The organism is Nannocystis sp. RBIL2 (assembly GCF_026626745.1).
Lineage (GTDB): Bacteria > Myxococcota_A > Polyangia > Nannocystales > Nannocystaceae > Nannocystis.
Map to the genome: position 1 here is coordinate 4799235 of NZ_JAPNJW010000002.1, position 25423 is coordinate 4824657.

The window sequence follows — 25423 nt, forward strand, 5'->3', positions numbered from 1 at the left end:
CATGAGCCTCACCCGCGGGCAGCGGCTGCTGGCCGAGCTCGGCGACATGGGCCTCCCGCCGGGCGCGCTCGAGCTGCGCCTCGACGAGCCGATGGCGCGCCACACCACGTTGCGGCTCGGCGGCCCGGCTGACCTTTGGGCCAGGCCGGCCGACCCCCGCGCCCTGCAGCTGCTGCTGGCCGCCTGTCACGCCAAGTCGATCGGCGTCAGCTTCGTCGGCGGCGGCTCCAACCTGCTCGTGCGCGACGCCGGCATCCGCGGCGTCGTCATCAACCTCGCGCGCATGAACCGGGTCGAGCGCCCGGATCCCGCCGACCCGGCCCGCGTCGACGTCGAGGCCGGCGCCACCACCGGCCGCCTGCTGCAGCACGTCACCACCTGGGAGCTCGGCGGCCTCGAGTTCCTCGGCGGCGTGCCCGGCAGCGTCGGCGGCGGCCTCATCATGAACGCCGGCACCTACCTCGGCGAGTTCACCAAGGTCGTCACCCGCGTCCACAGCCTGCACCGCGACGGCCGCGCGCGCACCCGCGAGCACGCCGAGTGCGGCTTCCGCTACCGCGGCTCCGACCTGCCGCCCGACGAGATCGTCGTCGGCGCCGAGCTGCGCTGCTGGCCGCGCGCGCGCGCCGAGATCGAGGCCGACGTCGCCGGCCTGCGCGAGCGTCGGCGCCAGCGCGAGCCCAGCGGCGTGGCCAACAACGGCAGCACCTTCAAGAACCCGCCGGGTGACTTCGCCGGCCGCATCATCGAGTCGGTCGGCCTCAAGGGCACCCGGGTCGGCGCCGCGGTCGTCAGCCCGGTGCACGCCAACTGGCTCGTCGTCGAACGCCCCGGCCCCGGCGTGCCCGAAGCGCGCGCCGCCGACCTCCTGGCGCTGATCGACCTCGTGCGCGAGCGCGTGCGGACGGAGACCGGCATCCAGCTCGAGCTCGAGGTCAAGATCGCCGGCGAGGCGGTATAACTCCGGCCCATGAGTCACCACCCGACCAACTTCCAGGGCTCCGTCATCGACGCGATCCGCGAGGCCATCCTCGCCAAGATGGCCGCCGACGACGTCCAGGTCTCGGGCGGCGGCGGCCACTACACGATCGTCGTCGTCTCGTCCGAGTTCGCCGGCAAGTCCATGGTCGCCCAGCAACGCCTCGTCTACGGCGCCATCGCCCACCTCATGGCCGGCGACATGGCCCCCGTCCACGCCGTCGACAGCCTGCGCACCATCGTCCCGTAGAGCCCACTCAGCCCAGGCGCTCCAGCAGGCCGTCGTACACGTCCGCCAGCGCCAAGCGACACGGCGGCGCGGGCAGCTCGACCACCGCAGCGGCCCCGGCCTCGCGCCGGTAATGCCAGCCCTGCGGCGCGCGCACGAACACCTCGATCGACAGCGCGTCCTGGCTCACCAGCAGGTACGCCTGCAGGCTGGCGAGCTGTTGGTACAGGGCCCACTTGCGCCCGCGATCGAAGCTCTCGGTCGACGGCGACAACACCTCCACGATCAGCGCCGGCCGCTCGACGAGGGGGCGCTCGAGCTGCTGGGGATCGCAGCTCACCACCACGTCGGGGTAGAGCACGTCGTTGCCGACGCGCACCTTCATGCCCTCGTGGAACGTGAAGCAGCCGCGCGGCCGCAGCTGCTGGCGCAGCGTCGCGGCGAGGTTGACGCCGATGTGCGCGTGGAACGTCGAGCCGCCGGCCATGGCGAACGCCTCGCCGTCGACGAGCTCGTACCGGTGCGCCTGCGTCTGCTCCCACGCGAGGAACTCCTCGAGGCTCATGCGGGGCTGCGGGACTGCGGACACACCTCAGCGTACCAATACACGCGCGCGGCCACCAGCGCGCCCCCGGGCGCCGGCCTCGCGTCTGCGGCGAGCGGCCCCAGGCGAACGTGCGGCGATGGTCGCCAATGCGGCCGGCGGGCCGCGGACCGTCGCCCCGGTGATTGACAGCCAGGGGCCTCGGGCCAGCCTTGGCGGGTGGAAGCGTCGTCCATGCTTCAGCCCGGAGCACGCGCTCCGGAGTTCGCGCTCAAGACCACGCCCGACCAGACGCTCGCCCCCGTCGACTTCCGCGGCAAGCCGGTCGTGCTCGCCTTCTATCAGGCCGACTGGAGCCCCGTGTGCACCGAGCAGATGGCCGTCTACAGCCTGATCATCGACGAGCTCCGGGCCCACGGCGCCCAGCTGCTCGGCATCGCCTGCGACGGCGCGTGGTGTCACCTCGCCTTCGCTCGCCACTACGAGCTGAGCTTCCCGCGGCTCTCCGACTTCGAGCCCAAGGGCGGCGTGTCGCGCCGTTACGGCTGCTACGACGCGGCCGAGGGCATGAGCGGCCGGGCCCTGTTCGTCGTCGACTGCGACGGACAAATCGCCTGGAGCTACCTCTCCCCGACCGGCATCAACCCGGGCGCCGACGGCATCCTCGCTGCGCTCGACGGCCTCGGAAAACTGTCATCGCGGCCGCGGCCGCAGGAAGGAGACCGACCATGAGCACCCTCAAGCCGCCGCTCGGCCCGCGCGATCACCTGCGCGGCGAGCTCTCGCGGCCGATCCACCTCGTCGAATTCGGCGACTTCGAGTGCCCCCTGTGCGGCCAGGCGCAGATCGTCGTCCAGGCGCTCGCGCGGGCCCTCGGCGACCAGCTCTGCTTCGGCTTCCGCAACTTCCCCGTCGTCGGCGCCCACCCGAACGCCCAGATCGCCGCCGAGGCCGCCGAGGCCGCCGGCGACCAGGGCAAGTACTGGGAGATGCACGACCTCCTGTTCGACGACCAGCACGCGCTCGAGGTCCCGCACCTCGGCCGTTACGCCGAGCAGCTCGGCCTCGACATGCACCGCTTCGTCGCCGACCTGCAGGCCCACCGCTTCCTCGAGAAGATCCGCGGCGACCTGCACAGCGGGGCCATCAGCGGCGTCGTCGGCACCCCGACCTTCTTCATCAACGGCATCCGCCACGAGGGCCCGTTCGACTTCGACTCCCTGCTCGCGGCCATGACCCTCGCCGCGCGCTTCCCCCGGGCGGGCTGAGGCATGGTCCGCCTCACCGTCAACGGCGAGCACCACGAGCTCGCCCTCGACCCGCGCACCACCTTGCTCGACGCCCTGCGCGACCACCTCGGCCTCACCGGCGCCAAGAAGGGCTGCGACCACGGCCAGTGCGGCGCCTGCACCGTCCACGTCGACGGCCGGCGCGTCCTGTCCTGCCTCGCCCTGGCGGTGGCCCAGCGGGGCCGCGAGATCATGACGATCGAGGGCCTCGCTCTCGGCGCCCACCTCCACCCGATGCAGCTCGCCTTCATCGAGTGCGACGCCCTGCAGTGCGGCTTCTGTACGCCGGGGCAGATCATGTCGGCGGTCGCGCTGCTGGCCGAGGTCGACCACCGCCGCGAGCTCACCGACGTCGCCATCCGCGAGCGCATGAGCGGCAACCTGTGCCGCTGCGGCGCCTATCCCAACATCCTCGCCGCGATCCGTCGGGTGCGCACATGAGGCCGTTCGCCTACGTCGAGGGCGTCAGCGTCGCCGACGCGGCGGCCGCCGTCCACGCCGCGCCGACTGCGATATTCCTCGCCGGCGGCACCACCGTCGTCGACCTCATGAAGCTCGGCGTGCTCGCGCCCGCCACCCTCGTCGACGTCCACCGCCTGCCGCTCGGCGACATCGAGCTCGACGATCGCCGGGCGCGGATCGGCGCCTGCGTGCGCAACGCCCAGCTGGCCGAGCACCCCGACATCCGCGCCCGCTGGCCGGTCGTCGGCGAGGCGCTCCTGTCCGGCATGTCGCCGCAATTGCGCAACATGTCGACAGTCGCCGGCAACGTCCTCCAGCGCACGCGCTGCCCTTATTATCGCGACCCGCACAGCGCCTGCAACAAGCGCGAGCCCGGCACCGGCTGCGCCGCCCGGACCGGCTGGGACCGCGACGCCGCGGTCCTCGGCACGAGCCCGCACTGTATCGCGGTGTTCCCCTCCGACCTCGCCACCGCCCTGGCGATCCTCGATACCATTATTTACACCCGCCGCGGCGACGGCGGCGCCCGCCGCCTGCCGTTCGACGGGTTTCACCGCCTGCCCGGCCGCTCCCCCGAGCGCGAGACGGTCCTCGATCACGGCGAGCTCGTCACCCACTTCGAGCTGCCCGACCTCGCCCTCTCGCGCCGCTCGCATTACCTCAAGGTGCGCGATCGGGCCAGCTACGAGTTCGCCCTCGCCTCCGCCGCGGTCGCCCTCGACGTCGAGCGCGGCCTCGTCCGCGACGCCCGGATCGCCCTCGGCGGCGTCGCCACCCGCCCGTGGCGCTGCCCCGCCGCCGAGCAGTCGCTGCGCGGCAGACGGGCCGAGCCGGCGGCCTTCCGCGCCGCCGCCGACCTCGCGCTCGCCGACGCGGTCGCCGGGGCCCACAACGGCTTCAAGATCGAGCTCGCCCGCCACGTCGTCGCCCGCGCCCTGACCGAGCTGGCGGCCCGCCCCGGGTGACGACATTCGCAGGAGGCCCTCGCAATGTCGACCACGAGCCCCCGGATCGGCGGACCCGCCGAACGCATCGACGCCCGCATCAAGGTCACCGGCCAGGCCCGCTACGCCGCCGACGTCGCGCTCCCCGGCCTCGCCCACGCCGCCCTCGTCGACAGCCCCGTCGCCTGCGGTCGCATCGTCGCCATCGACACCACTCGCGCCGAGCAGGCCGCCGGCGTGCTCCTGATCCTCACTCACCACAACCGCGGCCCGCTCGGCGACCTCCCCAACGGCGACGGCACCGGCCTCACCGCCGACCCGCGCCCGCCGCTCGCCGACGACCGCATCTATTACCGCGGCCAGCTCGTCGCCATGGTCGTCGCCGAATCGCCGGAGCAGGCCGCTCACGCCGCCGCGCTCGTCGAAGTTTTTTACGAGAAGGCGCCGTTCGTGGTCGACATCGACGACGGGGAGGGCACCCGCCTCGCCGACGCGCCGCGCCGCGGCGACTGTGACGCGGCCCTGCGCGCCGCTCCGGTGACGCTCGACGTCGTCTATTCGACGCCGATCCAGCACCCCTGCCCGCTCGAGCCGCACGCCACTGTGGCGCACTGGGTCGACCACGACCTCGTCGTCTACGACTCCACGCAATGGGTCCGCGGCGACCAGGCGGTGCTCGCCCAGGCCGTCGGCCTGCCGCGCGAGCGCGTCCGCGTCCTCGCGCCGTTCGTCGGCGGCAGCTTCGGCGCCAAGGTCTTCACCGCCGCCCACACCCTGCTGGCCGCAGTCGCCGCGCGTCGCCTCGAGCGCCCGGTCAAGGTCGTCCTGCGGCGCGCCGAGGTCCTCACGGCAGTGGGCCCGCGCGCCGCCACGCGTCAGCGGATCCAGCTCGCCGCTGCGCCCGATGGTCGACTGCTCGCGCTGCGCCACCACACCCGCAGCCACTGCGCGGTCGATCACGGCGTCGCCGACCGCGATCCCTTCTACGAGCCGACCAGCGGCGTCACTCGCACGCTCTACGCCTGTCCCGCGTACGAGGCGGTCCACGACATCGTCCCGCTGCACCTGGCCAAGCCCGGGTGGATGCGCGCCCCCGGCGAGGCCACCGGCCTGTGGGCGCTCGAGGGCGCCCTCGACGAGCTCGCCTGCGCCCTGCACCTCGACCCGCTGGCGCTGCGCCTGCGCAATCACAGCAGTCGCGACGCCCACACCGGCAAGCCGTACGCCAGCGAGCACCTGCGCGAATGTTATGAGCGCGGCGCCGAGCGATTCGGCTGGGCGCGCCGCGATCCGCGGCCTCGCAGCATGCGTGAGGGCGACGCCTGGCTCGGCTGGGGCATGGCCACTGCAGCCCACCCCGGCAACCGCGACCCCGCCAGCGTGTGCGTGCGCCTCGACCGCGAGCACGACCGCGTCCACGCCACGGTCTCGACCGCCGGCGTCGACCTCGGCACCGGCATGTACACCATGCTCGCAGTCGTCGTCGCCGACGCCCTCGACCTGCCGATCGAGTGGGTCACGGTCGAGCTCGGCGACACCCGGCTGCCGCAGTGCCCGATGACCGGCGGCTCGAACCTCACCGCCAGCGCCGCCCCGGCCGCCCAGGCCGCGTGCCTCCAGCTGCGCCGGCGACTGCTATCATTCCGCCGCACCCCCGACGAATCGGTCGACTGGCACGAATTGCTGGTCCGCGCGGGCCTCGACCACGTCGAGGCGGTCGGCACCACCGACGCGCGTCACGCCGGCGAAGCGCACGCCCATCACTCTTTCGGGGCTCAGTTCGTCGAGGTCCGCGTCGTCCCCGAGCTCGGGCGGATCCGCGTCACCCGCGTCGTCGGCGTGTTCGACGTCGGCCAGGTCGTCGACGCCACCACCACCCGCAACCAGCTGATCGGCGGGATCGTCTTCGGCGTCGGCCAGGCCCTGCTCGAGCAGCTCGTCCACGACCCCGTCCACGGCCTGCCCGTCCACGCCGACCTCGCCGGCTATCTGCTGCCCACCCACGCCGACGTGCCCGAGATCGACGTCGAGTGGTTAGGCGGCGTCCCCGATCTCGCCTTCAACTCGGTCGGCTGCCGCGGGGTCGGCGAGATCGGCATCACCGGCATCGCCCCCGCGATCGCCAGCGCCGTTCACCACGCGATCGGCGTCCGCCTGCGCGACCTCCCGCTCACCCCCGACCGCCTGCTCGCCGCGCTCGCAGCCGAGGCCGACGAGTCGGCCGGCCGCCGCGGATGACATGTCCCGGAGGACAGGATGATTCGCTCGGCGTGATCGGTCAATCGAGCAGCCCGCGAGCTCGACGGCGACCCGGACACCTTCCTCCCGTTCGAGCGCTGGCTGACGCAGCAGGAGCTGGGCCGGCCCGTGAACGGGACGTGGACGCCGAACAACGCCGCCGTGCTGGTGTACGGCCTCAGCCCCCAGAGCTTCTACTCCGGGGCCTATGTCGACATGGTGCGCTACGCCGGCAACGACTACGACGCGCCGATCAGCGTGCGTCAGACGATCACCGGGCCCCTCATCGAGCAATTGAAGCAGGCGTGGACGGTCGAGCGCGCGGGCCGCGGAGTGCGTCGCGCGGAGGCGTTGCTCCACCGGGAGGGCCATCCTCCGCTCGAGATCGAGACGAACGGCTTCACGACCGTGACGGTGCGGAGGCGCCGCGAATGAAGCGACCACGCGTCGCGCGCGGACCGAAGAGCCTGGTCTTGTTCGACAACAAGGGCGGGGTCGGCAAGACGACCTTGACCTTCAACCTCGCGCACATGTTCGCCAGGTTGGGTCGGCGGGTCGCGTTGATGGATCTCGATCCGCAGTGCAACCTGTCGGCGCTCGCGCTGCCTGATCACGTCCTGGAGTCGATCTGGGACGACGGCAAGCCGGGGCAGACCGTCGCGTCGTGCGTCGAGAAGGTCCGGATCGGCAAGGGAGAGCTGGCCCAGCCGGTCGGCTACGAGCTCGCCGACGACCTGTATCTCCTTCCGGGTGACCTGCGCCTGAGTCGCTTCGAGTCGCGTCTCGCCCGTGACTGGCCGCAGATCATGGCCGAGGACAACGAACTGGCGCTGCACGCGGTCACGGCGTTCGACCGTCTCGCGGTGAGCTTCGGCGCCGAACTCTTGCTCTTCGACGTGGGGCCGAGCCTGGGAGCCCTCAATCGCGCCGTGTTGCTCGCGTCCGACGCCGTCGTCGTCCCCCTCGCGCCCGATCTGTTCAGCCTCCGCGGCCTTCAAAACGTGGGCGAGGTGTTGCACGAGTGGCGAGAAGAGTGGGAGACCGCCCGCGTGAAGAACCTGCAGAGCGCGAGCCGCCGCCGCGAGCCGCCGCCGTGGCTGCCGCAGCGCGGGATGCAGCCGCTCGGCTACGTCGTCCAGCAGCAACTCACCATCGCCGACGAGCCCGTGCGCGCGTATCAGCGATGGTTGAAGCAGATACCCGCGAGCTTCGCCGAGGACGTGCTGCAGCGGTCGGATCCAGCCCCGGGCTCGGTCCAGGACGACCTGCACTGTCTCGGTTTTCTCCGTCACTTCGCCAGCCTGGTGCCGCTGGCGCAGGCCGCCCACAAACCGCTGTTCGAGCTGGCCCATGCCGACGGTGTGGTCGGATCGCAGTATCAGACGGTCGCCCGCGCGACGAAGGCGTTCGAGCAGTTGGCCGAAGCGATCCTGGTCAAACTCGACGCGCTGGGTGTCGTGACCGCCAAACAGTGAGTCGTCCGCGGGTCCGTCATGGAGCGCATGAACCTTCGGACAGGATCTCCCATGCCGCGGTCATGGAGCCGGGCGGGGACACGAGGCGGGGGCGCACAGCCGCGTCTGCGCGTGCGGGACGGGCGCCGGCGGAGGTGCCGGCGCTGGTGCGGACGCGTTTACTTGCGCGGGTGATTGATGCAGCATCGCCACCGATGCAGCGGCTGGTGGACGCGTTCCGGGCCCGGATGAACGACAACGTGGCGGAGTCCGCGGCCCGGATCCGGGCGGCCAAGCTGCCGTTCTACGAGGGCCTCACCGACGCGCAGCTGTCGGCCACGCTGGCTCGCGCGTTCGAGGCGGCGGCCGCCGACGTCGAGCGCGGCGAGCCGCACACGCTGCTGCAGCGCATGCGAGAGATCGCGATCGTCCGCTCGCAGAGCGGGGTCGCGGTGATGGACGTGGTCACGGGCCTGAACCTCGGGTTTCAGGCGGTGTCCGACGACTTCGCGGCGCTCTGGCCCGACGACCTCGAGCTCCGCCTCGGCTGGGAGCAAGCGCGGGCGAAGATCGCCTACGCGGGCGCAGCGATGCTGGCCGACACGTACCTCGAGGCCCGCGAGGCGGTGGTGCGCGCCCAGTCCGAGGCGCTGGTGCGGCTGTCGCTGCGCGTGCTGCCGCTGTACCCGGGGGTGGTGGTGCTGCCGCTGCTCGGCGAGCTCGGGGCCGAGCGCGCGCAGCAGATCACCGAGGCGCTGCTGGCGGCGGTGGCCCATCACGCGGCGGCCTACGCGTTGATCGATCTGTCGGGCGTGCCCAGCCTCGACACCGACGAGGCAGTGCAGCTGCTGGCCCGCGCGACGCAAGCGATCGAGCTGCTCGGGGCGACGCCGATTTTGGTGGGGATCCAGCCTGCCGTGGCGCAGTCGATGAGCGCGCGCGGGGTTTCGGTCCGCGCGCCGACGCTGGCCGACCTGGCGAGCGGCCTGCGCCACGCGCTGCGCGGCCTCGGCGTCGAGCTCACGCAGACGCGTCAGGCCGCGGCCGCGAGAGGTCTCTGAGCTCGCTGGATTGGGCCTCCGTACGCGCTCGCGTTCGCCGATTCGCGAGCGTCGACCGAAGAGTTCAAATCATGAATGCCGGGACGCAGAGCGTGCGCGGTACTTCGCCGACAGCAGCGGAACGTCGAGGTCGTCGGCGACTGCGCCCTCGCAAGGCCGGACGTCGAACGGCTGGTGGTGGATCGGCCGGCGCTCCTCGAGCCGGCGCAGCTGCGCATCGTTGGCCCGCTGCGTCACCGTCCCGACCCGCACGTAGGGCGTGCCGTTGACCTTCACCACCGGCGGCACGGCGTACGGCTGCACGCGCAACACGAACACCAGCTGGTCCTCGCGCTCGAGCGTCTCGATCTGCACCACCGGGTGCGGGATGATCTTCGTCGAGCTGATGAGGCTCACCAGCCTCTGCTGGATCTCGTCGGCGTTGCTGGTGGCTCGCGGGTACTTGCCGCACGGCCTGCCGGTCCGCGCATGCACGCCGAGGACCACCTAGCCCTCGCGCTTGCTGTCGGCGAGGTCGTTGGCGAAGGCGCACACGGCTTCGAGCATATCCTTGGCCTCGTGAGACTCTTTCCACTCGACATGGTCGGTCTCCTCGCGGAACAGGGCCTCGACGTCCTCGGGCGTCATGCGCCTCGAACTTACACGCAGGCGTCTTCTCCGGCAACGGCGCCTGCCCGTTCGCAACCCATGCGCCGTGTTCGCCCGCTCGCTCGCGCGGCACGCCAGGCCCGCGGAGAACGATGCTACCCTCGCGCGGGCGATGCCTGCACGCGGTCGACCGCAGCTCATCGAGGCCGACGACGCCTCCGCGCCGGCGTTGCTCGAGGACCTCGCGCTCGGTCATCGCGCCGCGCAGGCGGGCCCGGACGACCTGTTCGACAACCGGCTGATCCGCGGCGACAACCTCACCGTCTTGCGCGCGCTGGGGCCGGAGTTCGCCGGGCGGGTGCAATGCGTATACATCGACCCGCCGTACAACACCGGCCAGGTGTTCGCGCACTACGACGACGGCCTCGAACACGACCGCTGGCTCGCGCTGATGCGCCGGCGCCTGCTCCTCCTCCACCGGCTGCTCACCGACTCGGGCACCCTGTTCGTCCACATCGACGACAACGAGCTGGCCTACCTGATCACAGTCGCCGACGAGGTGTTCGGGCGGGACAACCGGATCGCCGTCATCACCTTCAAACAGAGCTCGGTCTCGGGGCCCAAGGCCGTCAACGCCGGGTTCGTCAGCACCGCCAGCTTCATCGTCGTCTACGCCCGCCGGCGCGCCGCCTGGCGGCCCGGGCGGGTCCACGCCGCGACCGCCCGCGACCCTCGCTACACCCGCTGGATCGACAACATCGACGACCCGTCCGAGCGCTGGCGGCTGGTCCCGCTGCGCCACGCGTTCGCGCGGGCTCGCGGCCTCGATCCGAAGAGCCTGCGGGGCGGCGCCCTCGAGGCCGAGCTCGAGGCCTTCGTGCTCGATTCGCCGCACCGGGTCGTCCGCACCGCACGGATCGCCGCCCGCGACGTCGGCGAGCCGGCGCGCCAGGTCCTGGCCCGTTCGGCCGCCGAGCCCGGGGTGGTCCTGCGCGCCGAGCGACCTGGCCGCGAGGACATGTACTTCCTCGGCGGCGAGCAGCTGATCTTCTATTCGGCCAAGGTGCGCGAGGTCGACGGCCGGCGGGTCACCGCCCAGGCGCTGTCGACGATCTGGGACGACCTCCTGCCCAACAACCTGCACAAGGAGGGCGGGGTCGAGTTCTCGCACGGCAAAAAGCCCGAGCTGCTGCTCAAGCGCTGCCTCGACGTCGCCACCGCCCCGGGCGACCTCGTGCTCGACTGCTTCGCCGGCTCCGGCACCACCGCCGCGGTCGCCCACAAGATGCGGCGCCGCTGGCTGGCCGTCGAGCTCGGCCCCCACGCCGAGACCCACTGCCTGCCGCGCCTGCGCGCCGTCGTCGACGGCGACGACAAGAGCGGCGCGACCGCGGCCACCGCCTGGCGCGGCGGCGGCGGCTTCCGCTTCTTCCGCCTCGCGGCCCAGGCCGAGCCGAGCGCCGGCTGACGCGGCGCTACGCCTCGCCCGGGCCTGCCCCTCGCGCGGCCCGGGTCACATGTCCTCCAGGACATGGCATTACGAGCATGCTCTCTCAAACATGCCCGTTCAAACATGCCCCTTCGGGCATGCCCTTCAGGTCAGACGATCCACATCGCCTCGACGCGCTGGGCGACCGTGCGGCGAACCTTCAAAAAGCGCGGGTCGGAGCGGACGGACGCCAGGGCCGGGCACAGGTCGAGCCACTCGAGGTCGATGAGGCGGGCCTCGCAGGCGCGCTCGATGAGCGCCAGGCAATCGTCGTGGAAGCCGCGGATGCCCATGATCTCGGCGCTGACCTGGCAGGTCGACGTGAGCATGCGGGGGCTGGGGCCGCCGCGGACGAACTCCTCGAAGCCGGCCCAGATCTCCTCGCGGGAGTAGTCGCCGAGCAGGCCGTGGGCCGAGAAGCTGACCGCGTTCTCGCGCTCGCCGTGGACCAGCGCGCGCGAGCGCTCGAGGCAGGTGCGGACGGTGTCGAGGTCGCCGAACCAGCCGGCCACGCGCACGCGGGTGATGAGGGCCTGGAACTGGAAGTGCGGCTGGTGCTCGAGCTTGTCGATGAACTCGTGGATCGCCGCCAGGTCGCGGCGGAGCGCGTGGACGCGGGCCACGTGGGCGTAGGCCTGCAGCAGGCTCGGCTCCAACGCCGCGGCCAAGCGGGCGCGGCTGACCCCGTCCTCGATGTTGCCGGCCTCGCACTGCAGCTGTGACAGGTACTCGTGGGCGTGGGCGTAGGTCGGCGCCAGCTCGAGCGCCTTGACGAACCCCTTGACCGCGTCGCGCCACTCGCCGACCTGCACCTCGTACATGCCGCGGGCGAAGTGGGTCTCGGCGAGGTCGGGCGCGACCTCGAGCGCGCGGGTCACCGCCTGGCGCGACAGCGCCGCGAAGTCGCGGGGCGAGCCCATGCGGTCGGCGAAGAACCACGCCCGCGCGAGGGCGACCGCGTAGCTGGCGATCGCCGGGCGGAACATCGGCGCCGCCTGCAGCGCCTCCTCGAGCAGCTCGATCGCCCCGTCGGGGCCGACGATGTGGCTGCCGATGATCTTGCGGCGGGCCCGGCGGTACAGCGCGATCGCCTCGGGCGTGCCGGTGCGGCGGTGGGCGTAGGTCGTCAGCTCGACCCGCAGGCCCTCGGCGATCTTCTTGCTGACGATCTCCTGCGCGTCGAGCAGGTCCTCGGCGCGGGCCTCGAAGCGCTCGTTGTAGACCTGCAGCCCGGTCTGGACCTCGACCAGCCGCGCCTGCACGCGCAGCAGCGTCGGCGTCACCTGCAGCGTCGCGTCGACCACCATCGCCGCGCCGAGCTCCGTACCGACCGCGCGCGGGTCGCGGGCGTCGCGGTAGCGGGCCGTCGCGCCGCTGCCGAGCACCCGCATCCCGCCGGTCTGCTGCAGCACGTCGATCACCGCGTCGGTCAGCGCCTCGCCGAGGTACGCCGTCGCCGGCGGCCCCTGGTAGCGCAGCGGCAGCACCGCGACCATCGGCGCCTGCAGCGTGCTGGTCGGCGTGGTCGCGCCGCCGTGGTGGCGCTGGGTCGACAGCGTCGCCAGCGGCCCGGCGCCGCTCGAGATCGTCTCGCCGCTGCCGACCAGCCACCCGCGCAGGCGCTCGGCGATCGCCGCCGCGCTGGTCGGCCGCCGATCTGGCTCTTGGGACAGGCACTGCCGCACCAGCTCGGCCAGCGGCTCGGGCGCGTCCGGCCGCACCGCCAGCACGTCGAGCGGCGGCTCGTTCAGGCGGGCCACCGCCGCCGCGAACGCGGTGTCGCCGGCGAACGGCAGGCGGCCGGTCAGCATCTCGAACAGCACCAGGCCGACCGCGTAGAGGTCGGTGCGGGCGTCGACCGGCGCGCCGGCGACCTGCTCCGGGGCCATGTACACCGGCGTGCCGAGCAGCCCCTGGGTGTGCTGGCCGTCGAGCGGGCGGGCGATGCCGAAGTCGGTGAGGACCACCCGACCCTCGGCCTCGAGCAGGATGTTGGCCGGCTTGAGGTCGCGGTGGACCACCCCCGCAGCGTGGGCCGCCGTGAGCGCCTCGCACACCGACAGGGCGATGCGGGCCGCGCGGGCCGGGGCCAGGCCGGCGACGCCCGTGTCGTCGCGCAGCAGCTCTTGCAGCGTCGTGCCGTCGACGAACTCCATGATCAAGAACGGCACCCCGCCGTGCTCGCCCATGTCGTGGGTGCGGGCCACGTTGGGGTGGCTGATCCGGCGGGCCAGGCGGACCTCGCGGCGGAAGCCCTCGAGCAGCTTCGGCGTCACCGACTGGCCGAGCACCTTGAGCGCGACCACGTCGCCGACCAGCACGTCGACCGCGCGGTACACCGCACCCATCCCGCCGCGCCCGGCGAGGGCCTCGATCCGGTAGCGATTGGCGTAGAGCTCCCCGCGCGGCGTCTCGTGCGGGGCCTCGTCGCCGCGCAGGGTCGGATCGACCTCGTAAAGCGGCCTGGACACGGACGCGAGCTTAGCAGGTGCCCCCCTGCCCGCGCCGCGCGTCGCGGCCCGGTCGCGGCCGCAGCGCACCTGGAGCTTCCGCACCTGCCCGCGCCGACGAGCGGGTCGTCACCTCTCCTGGAGCCGCCCTGTCCGGTCCGCGGCCGCGTGTCGCGGCCCGCGAAAGGTTTTCTCCGGCGACGCAGCGGACTCATGCACCCCTCCCGCCGGGCCTGCGAGATCTCTGGCGAGCTGCTCCGCTGCGAGGGCTATGAGCGGGTTGCGGAGCAGCGAGCCCGTCGACTTCACCGCCCGCCAGCGCGGCAACGTAGCCCGCCACGAGCAGCTGCCGGATGTCCGCGACCGCCCTCACGTGCGAGGCGGCACCGACCCAGGCCGCCACGACCGCTCCGGTCGCTCCGGCGCGAACCCGCATCGCCCTCCAGGGTAGCGAAGCGGCGAACGACTTCACCGAGCCCCGCAGCTCCGAGTTCGCGGCGAACATCGCCGGCAACGTCGCGGCGGACATCGACGGCGACGACCCCCCACGTCGCCGCTGTCGCCGATCAACCTGAGCGCTCCGCGAACCGTCCAAAAAATCCGCCCGCCGGGGACGCTCACTGTCGAATGCAGCGTCGGTCGTCATCCCAGCGGCACGCCGCTCGAACCCGGCGAAAGGAAAAGTGGACGCGGGCGTCTCACCGGCGCTCGAATCGACAAGAATGCGGCGAACGCCGAGCGCAAGCACGCCAAAGTTCTCTCCCGACCTGCGGGGACCCGCCGCGGTCCTGTGCCCGTTCCGGATGTCCCGCAACGGGATCGCGTTCGTCGTCCAGGTGCATGACGGGTGGACCCTGCAGGCACTGGGTCTCGACGAGCCTGCGATCGAACCGCGCAAGGCCTCGCCGCGCTCTGCATCCCCGCCGGTCCCGACGAGTTTCGAGCTTGTCGAGGCTATGAGTCCGAGCTCCCGCAGGCTCGAGACCCCTCACGGGCTCCTCCCCTTTTCTGGGGGACACTCAGGCCCGCAGCGGCTGTCCGGCCGCGTGCGGGCCTACGTGTACTTAGGGTCTCCCCCAGCAGATTGCTTCGAGCTGCTCGCCAAAGGCATCACAGTACCTCTCCGCCCGCTCAGCGCAGAGGTACCGACCCTGAGAGTTGGTGGTGTACTTGGGAGACCCCGTGACATACTCATAAGCACCCGGCGAATTGGTGCACAGAGCGAGGCAGTGGAGCCTCTGCGGACGGTAGGGGCTGGGGGGCAAGCAAGTCCCGCGCGGAACCGTTTCGTCGTCCTCGTCGGGTGCCAGGCTGAGCTCGCCATCCTCGGCTTCGAGCTCGGCCTCCGACCACAACTGTCGGTCATCCTCCACGACGTTCTCATCAGCCGCGAGGTTCGCATCCACGGGGGGCACCGCGATCAACGCCAGCCCAATGATGTTGGCAAAGAGATTCAGCATGTCTTCTCCTCCTCCTGTGAATCAGGATTTGCCCCCACTGTGACCCGACTGTATCCGCCGTCAAGCGAGGAGCTGCATCATTTTCATCTCGGCGCGAAGCGACATGCCATCGCTGGGTCCGCCTCGCAGCGACACCCGCTCGCACGGTAGCTCTGACAGAGCCAGTGAGGCCGCCGAGCGGCTATTCGACGCGGCAGGCGAGCGTTCCGTCATCGAGGAGCTGCGCGGGCCGTTCGGCAGCGTGGCGAGCAACAGCGGAGCTTTGAGTCGCTTGAAAATGATCTTCGAGTAAGGTGCGATGATTCATTTGGCGCGGCGACCCGCGAGCTGCGGAATTTCGCTGGCGACATTGGCGTGACAAGGCAACAGCGATCGACACCGCCACACCGGAACTTCGCCAGACCACGCCTTCTGAACGTTGCGCACGCTCGTCCACGGCATTGGAGCGGCCAGGCATGCTCCGGTCGTAGACGCGGACGGCGGTGTGATCGACTCGAACCTGCCGCTCGCAGAACCTCTCATGGGGTGGAAGCTGCCATGCTGTTCGTGGACGGCTGCAGTCCATCGGAGGGCTCATCGAGCCACCGCGCCTGCGCCTGCAGGATCCGGAGCCCGACCTCGAGCGACGCCGCGCAGTCTTCGGAAGCCGAGTGAGCGCGCGGGCCGACCGCGGCGACTCGGCGCGCGACAAGAGCGTCGCAACACTCCGACGACGGCCGCGCCTCTACTACCAGTGTAGCAGATCGCATTACTTGTAGTGCAAAATGACATTTACACAGCACAACTCTTGAATACACCGAGAGAACCCTACACTAAAGGCGCGGCGACCTCCGACACTGTCGCCGCGGACGCCTCGCTTAAATAGCAATACCACGCACTTACCACATATCGGCGTATCGGCGTCGGATTCACCGGCCGCCAGACAATGGCGAGCGCGGCGGGCGACGGCGACCAATCACGATAGCCACTCCCCAATTTGCCACAACCGCGGCTGCCGCCAGTTTTCGCGGAGCGCCGCCGGAAATTCCGATATTCGCGGCCCGATCCCCCTCTACGGGCGAACGCGGCGAGGTTTTGCCTGCGCCTGGGAATGCGGCTCGTCACAACCCAGAATTGCCCCCACGGTGGGTCAATGAATACTCCGAACCGACGTGTCGCCGAAGCTGTTTCGGTACGCGCCAACACGCCCCCGGCAACTACATCGGGGCACAACGAGACAACGAGAAAACACGGGAGGGACCCTCATGTTGCGTAAAATTGTGATGTTTTGTCCTGCCATCGCTATCGCGCTGCCGTTCGTGGCGGTGAACCCGACGATGGCGCATGCTTACACCTCGCAGGAGCCCGCCGAGATCGAGCTGGGGCAGGACGAGGGCGGCGCGGACGACCTCGGCCCCGCGGAGAGCAGCGGTGCGCGGTTCATGCCGGGGCAGAAGCCCGTGCAGAAGCCCCTCCAGCCGGGCAAGCCGGGGCAGAAGCCCCCGCCTGACGGAGGTGGTGACATCGTCTGTGACCCGCTCTGGCCCGATGAATGCGTGCCCGTCGACGGCGGCGGGGGTGACGACATCGTCTGTGACCCGCTCTGGCCCGATGAATGCGTGCCCGTCAACGGCGGCGGTGGTGGTGGCGGCGTCGTCTGTGATCCGCTCTGGCCCGACGAGTGCGTGCCCGTCAACGGCGGCGGCGGTGGTGGCGGCGTCGTCTGTGACCCGCTCTGGCCCGACGAGTGCGTGCCCGTCAACGGCGGCGGCGGTGGTGGCGGCGTCGTCTGTGACCCGCTCTGGCCCGACGAGTGCGTTCCGGTTGAGGGTGGGCAGTTCCAGGGCGGGCAGTTCCAAGGCGGACAGAAGCCGGTCAAGCCCGGCAAGCCCATCAAGCCCGTCACGCCGCCCGTCGTCTGCGACCCGCTCTGGCCCGACGAGTGCGTTCCGCTGAACGAGAATTGATGTTGGTGCTCGGATCTGATCGGCGCTACTGCTCCCGGGGTTGCCGCGCCGGACAGAGAACAGGCACCCATCGAAGCCCCGCTCGGACCTGATCGACGCAACTGTACCCGAAGGTGCCGCGTCGGGACAAAATGCCGCACCAATCGAGGCTGCGAGCGGTAATCATGGGCGATTCGTCGCTCCTGGCCGCGGCAAGCTCGATGCCGGCGGAGCGCAACCCGCCATAGAGGCGCCCGGCCTCGATAGTGCGATATGGGAGAGTTCGTCTGCGGAGGCAGCGTCAAGGTCTTGACGCTGCCTCCGCGGCGATTCGTGCTCGTCTAGCCCAGCCGCGCATGGTCCACCGAGCCTCAGAGCGCCGCGAGCAGCTCGCCGAGCAATAAGGCCCGCTGCATCATCTTCGCCAGCGTCCAGTGGCTAGCGCTGCCCGCCCCGGTGCCGCAGTTCGGCGCCGCCGCCAAGCCGGACCCCCTCGACGCGGCGCCGCCGCGCTGACTCGGCGCGCCGCGGGAGCATGTCCCTCGGGACATGTCATCAACCGCGCGTCCCTCAGCGGACGAAGATCTGCCCCGGCTTGCCGTTGAGGTCGCCGCCGACGCACGTATCGTAACAGGTGCGCCAGCCGCTGCCGGTCAGGCCGAAGCCGTTGCCGTCGACGTCGCGCATGTGGAACGAGTCGACGTTGCTGGTGAAGCCCATCCACGCCAGCATCGACGCCCCGTTCGCGCAGGCGCCCTGGATCGCCGTCGGCTCGCCGATGTAGTAGTGCGTGTTCTGGTGGACGTCGACGAAGTTGGCGACCACCGTGTGGCGGTAGATCGTGCCGGCGAACGCCTTGCTGCCGGCGTGGTTGCCGAACAGCACCTGCGTGAACACGACGCCCTTGCCGGCGACGTCGAGCGCGTAGGCGTTGCCGTCGTCGGCGAGCGAGCCCTGGGCCGCGCGCCAGCCGAAGCTGCCGCCGCCGTCGGTGTCGGCGCAGGCCGGCGCCGACGGGGTGTTGCGCGAGCGGCCGACCAGCGTCCAGCCGCCGCCGTCGATCGTCATCTCGCAGTACACGTCGAACGGCATGCGCGGCCCGTCGCCGTCGACGTCGATCTGGTAGACCCCGTTCGGCGTGCTCGGCAGGCCGCTCTTGAGCTGCTTGCAGTTCGTCGGCAGGTTGCACGAGCCGTTGACGCAGGCCCCCGTCGAGCAGTCGGTGTCCGCCGCGCAGTTCTTGCCCTTGTTGCAGGTCTTGCACGACCCGCCGCAGTCGACGTCGGTCTCGTCGCCGCTCTGGATGCCGTCGCTGCAGCTCGAGCTCTTGCACTCGACAGTGCACGCATCGAGGTTGCTGAGGTTGGCGTCGTCGCACTCCTCGACCCCGGCCTGCACCGCTCCGTCGCCGCACTCCGCGTTCAAGCAGGTGTTGAGGCAGGCGTCGGTGTCGACCTGGTTGCCGTCGTCGCACTCCTCGTTCGGCTGCAGCGCCCCGTCGCCGCAGGTGGCGCTCTTGCACATCGCCGTGCACGCGTCGGCGTCGTCGTCGTTGCCGTCGTCGCACGCCTCGCCCGGCCCGACGATCCCGTCGCCGCAGACCGCCAGCGCGCACGCGTTGGTGCAGTCGTCGCTGTCGGTCATGTTGCCGTCGTCGCACGCCTCGCCCGGCCCGACGATCCCGTCGCCGCAGCCGGCCGCCTCGCACGCGCTGGTACAGTCGTCGCCGTCGTCCGGGTTGCCGTCGTCGCACGCCTCGACCCCGGCCTGCACGAGGCCATCGCCGCACACCGCGAGCTTGCAGCCGGCAGTGCACGCGCCGGCGTCGTCGTTGTCGCCGCCGAGGTCGCACGCCTCGTCGCCCTCGACCTTGCCGTCGCCGCACTCCGGCATCGGCGGCTCCGTCGCGCCGCCGCCCATGTCGTCGCCCGGACCGCCGGTGGTCGGCGCGCTCGTCGACACCTCCGTCGGCGAGGTCATCGTCGACGGCGAGGTCATCGTCGCGGTCGACGGCGTCGACCCGAACCCGGTCGACGGATCTTCGCCGCTGGCACAGGCACCCAAACATGACGCGGCGACCACGAGACACGGAGCGACGAAGCGGTTCACGGCGCAGGACGCTATCAGATGGGGCCTGAGACCCTCAAGGCGCGCGACTTCGCCGCTGCGCAGCCGCCTGTGCATCTGCAGGCCCCGCCGCGCCGACGCGCGATCACGCCCCGCCGGCGGCCGCGTCGCCGCCGGCGCCGGTGCCACCAATCGCGGCGCCACGATCTGCGCATTCGCGAGGCGCATCGCATGTCCGAAGAGACATCCGATCACGCCCCGCCGCTCGGCCGCGACAGCGCCATCATCCCGCGACATCCGCGTCGTGGACACACGCACGCGCGAAGACAGGGGCCCGCTGGCGGCGCCCGCGGCCGTCGTGCATCCTCCATGCATGGCTTGGTTTACGCGGCGAAACATGACGATCTGGGGCGCGGCGGCGTGCCTGGTGGCCGGCTGCGGGCCCGCAGCGCCGGGCGAGTCCGGCTCCGACTCGAGCGAGGGCACCGGCCCGGGCAGCCCCGGCAGCGGCCCCCCCGGCCCCGGCTCCGCCACCGCCCCCCCACCGACCACCACGGCGACCTCCGGCGACGACACCGGCGCGACGGGCTTCGACACCGCCGACACCGAGATCCCGCCCGACCCCGGCGTCCCGCTCGAGCAGTTCACCTGCGCCGGCGCCCGCTGGCGCTTCGTCGAGCCGACGCAGAGCGAGCCGGGCGCGGCCCGCGTCGACTCGCGCGGACACCTGCGCGTGACGAGCTCGTGGTCGGTCCTCGACCTCGACGAGACCGGCCAGCTCGTCGGCCAGCTCGACGCCCCGTCGCCGTGGGGCTGGGGCGGCTTCGACGCGAGCGACAACCTGTACCTGTCGTTCCACGACGAGGTGAAGGGTCGCAAGGGGCTGCGCAAGTTCGCGGTGACCGGTGCGCCTTTCTGGGAGATCGATCGCGGCCCGCCGTCCGACCGGCACGAGTTCGCCGGCCGCGTGACTGTCGCGCCCGACGGCACGACGCTCGTCAGCGACCGCGCGCACGACCGCGTCGAGCGCTACGACGCCGCCGGCGCGACCGTGTGGGACAAGACGATCGTCGACAAGCGCTTCGACGACCCGTTCGCCATGAACACCGCCGGGGTCGCGGCGGCGCTGCGCCACGGCGCCGAGGGTGCGGTCCTCGCCCTCGCGCCCGACGCCTCCGTGCTGTGGGAGCACCCGTTCGCCACCGATCCGCGCGGCCACGCCGACATCGCCGAGAGCGGCGAGGTCGTGGCGGCGTCGTACAGCTGGCCGCCCCACGTGATCCGCCTGGCGGCCGACGGCAGCGTGCAATGGGACAAGGTGATCGAGCTGCCGCAGCTGGCCCACGGCGCCGTTGCCGGGCTGGCGATCAACGAGGCCGGCGAGATCGCCCTGGCAGTCCCCGCGCTCCTCGGCGACGCGAACGTGGCCGCCGCGGTCCGACTCGACGCGAACGGCGAGGTCGTCGCGGTGTACGCCTGCGATCCCACCAGCCTCGGCATGACCGTCGCCCTCGACGAGGCCGGCACGATCTATCTGACCGGGATCGTCTGGGCCGAAGACGGCGAGCACCTGTTCGCGGTCGCGCTCGAGTGAGCGCCGCGAGCTCCATCGACATGACCTCGGGGACATCCGGCCAACATCATGCACATGTCCCATTGGACATCCACGCCAGCTGGCAATGTCGACGATATGTCTCGTGGAACATGACCCTTAGGCGATCCACATGACTCACGCCAGCGCGCCGCGGAGGTGCTCGACGAACGCGCGCACGCGCGGGGTGCCGCGCAGCTCGACGCGGTAGAGCGCGGCCACCGACGCCCCCGCGGTCGTCCACTGCGGCAAGATCGCCCGCAGCTTGCCGGCGGCCAGCTCGGCGGCGACCAGCCAGTCGGGCAGCAGCGCCACGCCGAGGCCGGCGACGGCCGCGTCGCGCAGCACCGCCAGCACGTTGCAGGCCAGCACCTCGCGCACGGGCACCGTCTCCTCGCGCGGCGGCCGGGAGAAGCGCCAGCGGGTCGCGGGCGCGCCGGAGCCGTAGACCTGCACCAGCGCGTCGTGGCGGGCCAGCGCGGCCGGCTCCTTCGGCTCGCCGCGGCGGCGCAGGTAGCTCGGCGCGGCCACTGCCACGCGCGGCACGGTGAGCAGCGGCACTGCGATCAGCGCGTCCGAGGCCTGGGGCAGCAGCGTGGTCGCGCGGATCGCCACGTCGACCCCGTCGCCGACCAGGTCGGTCAGGCGGTCTTCGAGGCGCAGGTCGACGCGCAGGCGCGGGTGCGCGGCCAGCAGCGCCGGCAGCGTCGGCGCCACCCGCAGCCCGCCGAACGTCACCGACGCCGCCACCACCAGCCGGCCCTCGACCGCGTCGCGGCGGCGGGCCCCCGCCTGGGCTTCCTCGACCTCGCGCAAGATCTGGACGCAGCGCTCGTAGTACGCCCGCCCCACCTCCGTCACGGTCAGGCGCCGCGTCGTCCGCAGCACCAGAGTCGCGCCGAGCTCCTCCTCGAGCGCGCGCAGCTGGCGGCTGATCGCCGGGGTCGACAGGCGCAGGCGACGGGCCGCGGCCGACAGGCTGCCGCCCTCCACGATCCGCACGAACGTCGCCATCTGGCTCAGTAGATCCATCCCGCGAGTTTTTCCGATTGTTGCGCGCGACGCAAGAGTCCCTTGTGCCCGTCGGGTCTACTGCGCGCGGCCGCCTGCCGCCATGTTCTGCCGCAGACAGCGAGGCAACAACCATGGCCAACTTCACCGACAAGGTCGTACTCATCACTGGCATCTCTTCGGGCATCGGCCGCGCGACTGCGCGGGCCTTCGCGGCCGCCGGGGCCCGGCTCGTGCTCGGCAGCCGCGACGCGAAGGCCGGCGACGCGCTGGCCGCAGAGCTGCGCGAGCGCGGCGCCGAGGCGCTGTTCCTCGCCACCGACGTGACCGCCTCCGGCGGCCTCGAGGCGCTGGTGGCCGCCGGCCTGCGCCGCTTCGACCGCCTCGACGTGGCGGTCAACAACGCCGGGGTCGAGGTCACCGGGGCGATCGACGGCGGCGACGAGGCCGCCTTCGACCGCGCCTTCGACACCAACGTCAAGGGCGTGTGGCGGGCGCTGCGGGCCGAGATCCCCGCGCTCCTGCGCGGCCCCGGCGGCGCGATCGTCAACCTCGGCTCGGTCGCCGGCATGCGCGGCATGGCGGGCGCGAGCGTCTACGCCGCGACCAAGTTCGCGGTCGAGGGTCTCACGCGCTCCGCCGCGCTCGAGCTCGCGCCGCACAAGATCCGCGTCAACGCGGTCGCGCCCGGCCCCGTCGCCACGCCGATGCTCGACCGCTTCACCGGCGGCCACCCCGAAGTCATGGCCCAGCGCGTCCCGCTCGGGCGCCTCGCCGAGCCGGAGGAGATCGCCCGCGCAGTCCTGTGGCTGGCCTCCGACGACGCGTCCTACGTCACCGGCACCACGCTCGCCGTCGACGGCGGCTTCCTGGCGTGACGTCCCCGCATCGCTGCGCTCGCGGACGCACCGTCGGCGCGAGCGCAGCCACGCGCTCGCGCGCAGCAGCGCGCGAGTCGGCCGCGGCCTTCCGTTTGAACATGTCGCCCGGTCCGGCCTAAGCTCGCGCCCGCTTCATGGCCAACTTTCGCGTCCACGTCCTCGGTGCGGCGATCCCCTCGGCGCTCGCCGCGGGCCTGGCGGTCGCGGGCGGCCTGGCGACGCCGCTGGTCGGCGGCGTCTGCTTCGGCCTCGGCGTGCTCGGCGGCATGCTGCCCGACATCGACGCCGACAGCTCCGTGCCGACCCGCATCATCTTCGGCGCCCTCGCCGTGGCCGCGGCCGCGACCGCCGTCCTGGCGCTCCACGACGACCTCGCGCCGTGGCTCGTCGCGCTCGCGGCCGTCGCCGCCTTCCTGCTGATCCGCGTCGGCCTGCGTGGCTTCACCGCCTGGCTGTGCGTCCACCGCGGCCTCGTGCACTCGCTCCCGTTCGCCGCGCTGGTCGGCGTCGCTGCGGTGCTCGTCGCCTCGCGCGCCTTCCACCTCGCGCCGACCCCCGCCTGGCTCGCGGGCGTGTTCCTCACCGGCGGCTTCCTCGTCCACCTCGCGCTCGACGAGCTGTTCAGCGTCGACCTCGTCGGCGCGCGCATCAAGCGATCTTTCGGCACCGCGCTCAAGCTCGGCAGCCGTCGCCAGTGGTTCATCACCGCCGTGCTCTACGCCGGCGTGGTCGCCCTCGTGACGATCGCCCCGTCCGCCGATCCATTCGTGCGCGACGTGACCTCCAAGCGCACGCGCGCCGCGATCGCGGCGACGTTCGCCGGCATCCCCTGACTGTCAGTAGCGAGCGACCACGGTGCGACCCGGAAGCACCGTCGGCTGATTCACGCGCGTCGTCTCGCCGACGCGCCGTATCCATCCGCAGAGCTGATACTCTCGACCGAGTGGCCGAGTTTCGCTGCATTCGTCACGTGCCCGTCGGGCCACGGTTGCTCCCGAGCTTCAGCTTCCCGCTCGCGGACGCAGGGGTCACCGCGATCGAGCCCGTGGCCGCCGGCCTCTTCGTGATCCAGGGCTCCGGCGAGGCTCGCATCACCAGCGCGGATGGCTCGGTCGTCGCTCGCTTCCCGGCGTTCTGCTCCGCCTCCGTGATCGCGGGCACCACCCGCGTCCTGCTCGCCTCCTCGCTCGAGCTCGACGAGATCGACGCCGCGACCGGAGCGCTCACCCGCCGCGTCTACACGCTCCCGGAGGAGCAGAGCGACGACCTCGTGGCGGTCCGCTCGCTGTCCGCCCACCAGGCCGTGCTGTGGACCCGCGAGCGCGGCCTGCTGCTCCTCGACCTCGGCTCCGGCGAGGTCCTGCGCGCGCACCCGCGAGCCGACCCGGACACCGACCAGGCCGGCACCCTGCTCGCCCACCCCGACGGACGGCGCGTGCTCGCGTTCATGGCCGATCGACCGGACGACATCCTCGTCTGGGACACGCAGGACGGACGCAGCCTCGTGCTCGACGGCAGCGACCGCGTCCACTCCGTCGCCATCGCGCCGGATGGCCGCCACCTGGCCATCACCACCGCGCACACGCTCGCCATCGTCGACCTCGAGACCGGCGAGATCATCTCCGAACGCGACGCCAGCGATCCCGCGGCGCGGGTCCTGTGGCTCCCCGGTTCCGCGCAGGACCCCACACCGGCGCTCCTGGTCGCCCTCTCGAACCACCTGCAGCTCTTCGACGCCCGCGGCGACGAGCTCCTGTCGCACACACGGCTCCCCGAGCCCGCGCAGGCCCTCGCCGCCGCGCCTGGCGGCCTGGTGCTCGTCGCGGGGCGGACCACGTCGGCGCCTGGCAGCTCGGCTCCGGCCCACGCCGCTTCGACACCGCGGGCAGCGCGTACACCAGCGTGCTGCCCGAGCCCTCGCGCGGCGAGGCGCTCATGTCCGGCTGGGGCCTGCAGCCGCAGCGTTGGGACCTCGCGACCGGCCGGTTCTGCGGGCCCTTCAGCCTCGCCGGGCACGGCCACCCGCTCCGCGGCGAGTTCATCGCCCTCGCGCTCCCGACCCTCTTCATCTACGACAACGAGTCGATCGAGCTCCTCGACACCACGACCGGCAACATCCGCGGCGGTGTCCACGACCACGCGCTCGACGGCGGCCATCTGCTCGTCCGTCACGTCTCCGAGGCCCGCACGCGCCTGCTCTACGCGCGGCCTCCCCACGCTGCGCTCCGCGTCGCCGAGCTCCCGTCCGGCGCCATCTTCATCGTCAACGCCGGCGAGGACGTCTCGCTCGCGGACGCCGCCTTCCTCGATCCGGAGGGCGCGACCATCGTCTCGGGCCACCTCGACGGCAGCGTGCGGCTCTGGGACGCGGCGACCCGCACGCTCACGCGGACGATCGCCGGCCAGGGCGCCGTATCACGGCTCGTGGCGACCCGCGGCGCGATCTACATCGGACACCGCGACGGCCGCGTCACCGCCTTGGACGCGGCGACCGGCGCGACTCTCCACGCGTGGCCAGCCCACACCACCGCAGTGCTCGGCCTCGCGATCGATCCGGTCAGCGGCGTCCTCGCCACCGCGAGCGCCGAATCCGTGCGGGTCTGGCGACTCGAACGCGGCCCCGCCCTGCTCTGCGAGGAACCGACGAAGACCCCGCCCCGCGGCCTCACCATGGCGCCGAATTCCGTCCTGTTTCTCGAGGACGGCTACCTCGTGATCCTCGCGGCGACTCCTGCGGCGTCGTGAATCACGCGCTCCAGTCG

General features: G+C 72.0%; 25 protein-coding genes. 17 read left to right on the forward strand and 8 right to left on the reverse strand.

The annotated features are described in order from the left end of the window. Window position 1 precedes the first annotated feature (1 nt). Together murB and OV090_RS43875 are read left to right on the forward strand one after the other, a co-directional pair. Window positions 2–961 carry a UDP-N-acetylmuramate dehydrogenase gene (gene murB, locus OV090_RS43870; RefSeq protein WP_267710895.1) on the forward strand — a complete coding sequence of 320 codons (960 nt, stop codon included), beginning with the start codon at window positions 2–4 and terminating at the stop codon, window positions 959–961. 9 nt (window positions 962–970) lie between these two features. Beyond that, window positions 971–1228, forward strand: a complete 258-nt coding sequence (locus tag OV090_RS43875) for a BolA family protein (protein WP_267710896.1) — start codon at window positions 971–973, stop codon at window positions 1226–1228. Between the two features lie 7 nt (window positions 1229–1235). Here OV090_RS43875 and OV090_RS43880 read toward each other — a convergent pair whose 3' ends face one another. After that, window positions 1236–1796 (reverse strand): Uma2 family endonuclease, encoded by a 561-nt coding sequence (locus OV090_RS43880; protein ID WP_267710897.1) that lies wholly within the window; start codon window positions 1794–1796, stop codon window positions 1236–1238. A 189-nt stretch (window positions 1797–1985) separates the two neighbouring features. Between OV090_RS43880 and OV090_RS43885 the strand changes: the two genes are divergently transcribed. The 8 genes from OV090_RS43885 to OV090_RS43920 all read left to right on the forward strand — a co-directional run bounded on the left by OV090_RS43885 (window position 1986) and on the right by OV090_RS43920 (window position 9199). Continuing rightward, entirely contained in the window at window positions 1986–2483 is a 498-nt protein-coding gene (locus OV090_RS43885) for a redoxin domain-containing protein (protein ID WP_267710898.1), read from the forward strand. Continuing rightward, window positions 2480–3019: a thioredoxin domain-containing protein gene (locus OV090_RS43890; protein WP_267710899.1), complete on the forward strand. Its 540-nt coding sequence runs from the start codon at window positions 2480–2482 to the stop codon at window positions 3017–3019. Before OV090_RS43885 ends, OV090_RS43890 begins: the two co-directional genes overlap by 4 nt. A 3-nt stretch (window positions 3020–3022) precedes the next feature. Next, window positions 3023–3481, forward strand: a complete 459-nt coding sequence (locus tag OV090_RS43895) for a (2Fe-2S)-binding protein (protein ID WP_267710900.1) — start codon at window positions 3023–3025, stop codon at window positions 3479–3481. After that, window positions 3478–4467, forward strand: a complete 990-nt coding sequence (locus OV090_RS43900) for a xanthine dehydrogenase family protein subunit M (protein WP_267710901.1) — start codon at window positions 3478–3480, stop codon at window positions 4465–4467. Before OV090_RS43895 ends, OV090_RS43900 begins: the two co-directional genes overlap by 4 nt. A 24-nt stretch (window positions 4468–4491) precedes the next feature. Then, window positions 4492–6684, forward strand: coding sequence for a xanthine dehydrogenase family protein molybdopterin-binding subunit (locus tag OV090_RS43905; RefSeq protein WP_267710902.1), 2193 nt, complete (start codon window positions 4492–4494; stop codon window positions 6682–6684). 129 nt (window positions 6685–6813) lie between these two features. Next, window positions 6814–7119 (forward strand): hypothetical protein, encoded by a 306-nt coding sequence (locus tag OV090_RS43910; protein ID WP_267710903.1) that lies wholly within the window; start codon window positions 6814–6816, stop codon window positions 7117–7119. Beyond that, on the forward strand, window positions 7116–8159 hold the full coding sequence (locus tag OV090_RS43915; RefSeq protein ID WP_267710904.1) for an AAA family ATPase: 1044 nt from the start codon (window positions 7116–7118) through the stop codon (window positions 8157–8159). Before OV090_RS43910 ends, OV090_RS43915 begins: the two co-directional genes overlap by 4 nt. A gap of 194 nt (window positions 8160–8353) precedes the next feature. Continuing rightward, entirely contained in the window at window positions 8354–9199 is an 846-nt protein-coding gene (locus OV090_RS43920; protein WP_267710905.1) for an STAS domain-containing protein, read from the forward strand. Window positions 9200–9268: 69 nt separating this feature from the next. On the opposite strand, the gene OV090_RS43925 is transcribed toward OV090_RS43920, so the two are convergent. Further along, a complete protein-coding gene (locus tag OV090_RS43925; protein WP_267710906.1) occupies window positions 9269–9673 on the reverse strand; it encodes a hypothetical protein in 405 nt (134 codons plus the stop codon). Window positions 9674–9685: 12 nt separating this feature from the next. Then, window positions 9686–9826 carry a hypothetical protein gene (locus OV090_RS43930; protein ID WP_267710907.1) on the reverse strand — a complete coding sequence of 47 codons (141 nt, stop codon included), beginning with the start codon at window positions 9824–9826 and terminating at the stop codon, window positions 9686–9688. Window positions 9827–9959: 133 nt separating this feature from the next. On the opposite strand from OV090_RS43930, the gene OV090_RS43935 reads away from it, so the two are divergent. Then, on the forward strand, window positions 9960–11255 hold the full coding sequence (locus tag OV090_RS43935) for a site-specific DNA-methyltransferase (RefSeq protein WP_267710908.1): 1296 nt from the start codon (window positions 9960–9962) through the stop codon (window positions 11253–11255). Between the two features lie 131 nt (window positions 11256–11386). On the opposite strand, the gene OV090_RS43940 is transcribed toward OV090_RS43935, so the two are convergent. Continuing rightward, on the reverse strand, window positions 11387–13747 hold the full coding sequence (locus OV090_RS43940) for a serine/threonine-protein kinase (RefSeq protein WP_267710909.1): 2361 nt from the start codon (window positions 13745–13747) through the stop codon (window positions 11387–11389). Between the two features lie 332 nt (window positions 13748–14079). On the opposite strand from OV090_RS43940, the gene OV090_RS43945 reads away from it, so the two are divergent. Beyond that, window positions 14080–14301 (forward strand): hypothetical protein, encoded by a 222-nt coding sequence (locus OV090_RS43945; protein WP_267710910.1) that lies wholly within the window; start codon window positions 14080–14082, stop codon window positions 14299–14301. 489 nt (window positions 14302–14790) lie between these two features. On the opposite strand, the gene OV090_RS43950 is transcribed toward OV090_RS43945, so the two are convergent. Next, window positions 14791–15186 carry a hypothetical protein gene (locus tag OV090_RS43950; RefSeq protein WP_267710912.1) on the reverse strand — a complete coding sequence of 132 codons (396 nt, stop codon included), beginning with the start codon at window positions 15184–15186 and terminating at the stop codon, window positions 14791–14793. A 1244-nt stretch (window positions 15187–16430) separates the two neighbouring features. Here OV090_RS43950 and OV090_RS43955 point away from each other — a divergent pair. After that, window positions 16431–17132: a hypothetical protein gene (locus OV090_RS43955; RefSeq protein WP_267710913.1), complete on the forward strand. Its 702-nt coding sequence runs from the start codon at window positions 16431–16433 to the stop codon at window positions 17130–17132. Between the two features lie 549 nt (window positions 17133–17681). Here OV090_RS43955 and OV090_RS43960 read toward each other — a convergent pair. Further along, a complete protein-coding gene (locus tag OV090_RS43960) occupies window positions 17682–19220 on the reverse strand; it encodes a DUF4215 domain-containing protein (protein WP_267710914.1) in 1539 nt (512 codons plus the stop codon). A gap of 355 nt (window positions 19221–19575) precedes the next feature. Between OV090_RS43960 and OV090_RS43965 the strand changes: the two genes are divergently transcribed. Continuing rightward, window positions 19576–20772, forward strand: a complete 1197-nt coding sequence (locus OV090_RS43965) for a hypothetical protein (protein ID WP_267710915.1) — start codon at window positions 19576–19578, stop codon at window positions 20770–20772. A gap of 135 nt (window positions 20773–20907) precedes the next feature. On the opposite strand, the gene OV090_RS43970 is transcribed toward OV090_RS43965, so the two are convergent. Then, window positions 20908–21801 carry a LysR family transcriptional regulator gene (locus OV090_RS43970; RefSeq protein WP_267710916.1) on the reverse strand — a complete coding sequence of 298 codons (894 nt, stop codon included), beginning with the start codon at window positions 21799–21801 and terminating at the stop codon, window positions 20908–20910. A 113-nt stretch (window positions 21802–21914) separates the two neighbouring features. Here OV090_RS43970 and OV090_RS43975 point away from each other — a divergent pair, with 113 nt between their 5' ends. After that, window positions 21915–22658 (forward strand): glucose 1-dehydrogenase, encoded by a 744-nt coding sequence (locus OV090_RS43975; protein WP_267710917.1) that lies wholly within the window; start codon window positions 21915–21917, stop codon window positions 22656–22658. A 137-nt stretch (window positions 22659–22795) separates the two neighbouring features. Then, window positions 22796–23494, forward strand: coding sequence for a metal-dependent hydrolase (locus OV090_RS43980; protein ID WP_267710918.1), 699 nt, complete (start codon window positions 22796–22798; stop codon window positions 23492–23494). Window positions 23495–23544: 50 nt separating this feature from the next. Here the strand turns inward: OV090_RS43980 and OV090_RS43985 are convergent, their stop codons facing one another. After that, the gene (locus OV090_RS43985; RefSeq protein WP_267710919.1) at window positions 23545–24423 is read right to left on the reverse strand and encodes a hypothetical protein; all 879 of its coding nucleotides are present in this window, start codon (window positions 24421–24423) and stop codon (window positions 23545–23547) included. Window positions 24424–24563: 140 nt separating this feature from the next. On the opposite strand from OV090_RS43985, the gene OV090_RS43990 reads away from it, so the two are divergent. Continuing rightward, window positions 24564–25406, forward strand: coding sequence for a PQQ-binding-like beta-propeller repeat protein (locus tag OV090_RS43990; protein WP_267710920.1), 843 nt, complete (start codon window positions 24564–24566; stop codon window positions 25404–25406). Window positions 25407–25423 lie beyond the last annotated feature (17 nt).